The following is a 1,953-nucleotide window of genomic DNA, read 5'->3' on the forward strand; positions in this document are numbered from 1 at the left end:
GATGACGCAACGGGCTGCGGGCAGCTTTATCCTGTAGAGAGCTTCGAGAATTTGTTCAGACAGATGGCCGGCACGCTGCATAGTGCCTGTTTGCTTGATATGCCGCCTGAAGATTTAGCGAAAAAGTGGCAGGTTCCCGTGTACCGGCGCTATCTGCGGCTTTCCGGCCGTTTGCGGCCTGACGGAGAAAAACAGGCGGTACTCAGATGGAAAGACAAGGCAGAGCGGCAGAAATGGCTCAAACACAGGCGGCGTAAGCTAAAACGGCCGACCGACGGCTTTACGGTAGTGCATCAGACCAACTACGACGGCAGTACTTTTTTAGAAATCGAAGCAACGCCTGATTATATAAAACGATACCGTTCATTGTTTCCTGACGACCGTTATCCTGATGATTTGCCGAAACCCTATGTTTCATCTCATATCCTAAGCCCGGTCAGCGTATGCTTTAACAATGGAACAGAACAAGTTTTTCCTAGGTATACGGTAGTAAAACAAGTAGCAGTAGATGAAAACAACCATTTGATCGGGAGTGATAGACATTTGGTTATAAGGGAGGAGAAAGGTGCAGGAATATTATTTCAGCATCCAACAGACAAATGCATTAATGATATTTCCAGCATCTTTCTTATCAGATAGTCGATAGTATTTAATTTTAAAGGTATATGGTATGGCTACAACAGCACAAATCCGGCAGCATTTTTTAAAATTAGGGATGCCTGTTTCGGAAGTTAATCAGATTATTCGGGATTCAATTTTACTGGGGCAAACCCATAACTTTATCAATCAATGGGGGTTAGGGAGTATTCAAGCAATACACTAAATATTCCGGCATATTTTTCCAAAGCAAACTAATTGGCAGTAAAGAAAATAGAAGTATTGTATTCAGTACGGCAGACAAAAGATATCTGACTGCTTCTGATTGGGCTCATGAGTTAGGACATGGTTTGTCGAAAACCATTTCCAAGCTTGATCTTGATATTGATGGAAATCGCAATATAACAGCGAATGAATATGCACGAAGATTTGTTTATGAAGAAGGAAAAGCCGAATACAACCGTTTTCAGTTTGATTTGCGGAACAATCCCAAAGAAACCAAATACGGATCGGATACGGCAGCAATCAAGGCGATGAACCAACAACAGGCTGTTGATTATTTTGCCCACAAAATGAAAACCCAAAACCCCAGCGGACAGCCCGACCATACTTATTGGACATGGGCGAAATCTGTATTCCTTAAGGAAACCAATCCAAACCTGCTAAACGGTAAAACTCCGGCCGAAAAGCAAAAAATTCTGCAATCAGGAATGGATGAAGCAGCGCCTGACCATCCCAACAGACTGTTTGGCGTAGGTGACGAGCGGGTTCGCTTTCAGAAAACCGATCCAAATATGCCGCTTAGTCTGATGCCGATGATGGCGCGTGGAAATCCTACGCTGATGGTGGTATTTGTACCTGCCAACAGCCGTTTGGCAGACGGTACGGTAACGACGGCTGCAAGAACAGCGTTATATTATTCTTCAGGCGGAAAGCAGGGGGCGATTGAATTCGGTATCGGTGGCGCGGGCAAGAGTGTCAGCTTCAACGATAATTTAGTAAATTACTCAAAAAGTGCGTATGCGGCACTGATTACTTCAGCCAGTAGGCTTCATTCCAATGCAGTGAACCGCTTGGCTACTTTGGTCGAACAGCAAAAATCCGAACAGGCATCAGGAAAAGGCAAAGAAATTCATAATGAAAACGAAGCTTTGAAAGCTTTGCAGGATTTACTGAACAAAGCCAATATTTCACTTGATTTGCAGGGCGGAGTGGATAATCTTCAGCAGAATTTTGACCAAATTGCCAAAAATTACCATACTCCTCTTGCTATCGAGCTGTATGGAGAAGAGTTGCTCACGACTTCGGTGGAGGATGGAGTGAGTTTTGATATGGATGGCGACGGGATGGCCGAAC

At 44.3% G+C, this 1,953-nt stretch carries 2 protein-coding genes and 1 pseudogene; all 3 read left to right on the forward strand.

What is annotated here, in order from left to right; genetic code table 11:
• Nucleotides 1-639: hypothetical protein (locus ACTHUR_RS10735; protein ID WP_440398569.1), on the forward strand; the 639-nt coding region annotated here is incomplete at its 5' end.
• A 31-nt stretch (nucleotides 640-670) separates the two neighbouring features.
• The gene (locus ACTHUR_RS10740; protein WP_225905468.1) at nucleotides 671-823 is read left to right on the forward strand and encodes a hypothetical protein; all 153 of its coding nucleotides are present in this window, start codon (nucleotides 671-673) and stop codon (nucleotides 821-823) included.
• Nucleotides 824-947: 124 nt separating this feature from the next.
• Nucleotides 948-1,953, forward strand: a pseudogene (locus tag ACTHUR_RS10745) (hypothetical protein); the annotation flags it as partial.

Source organism: Neisseria sp. P0021.S007, from assembly GCF_051956855.1.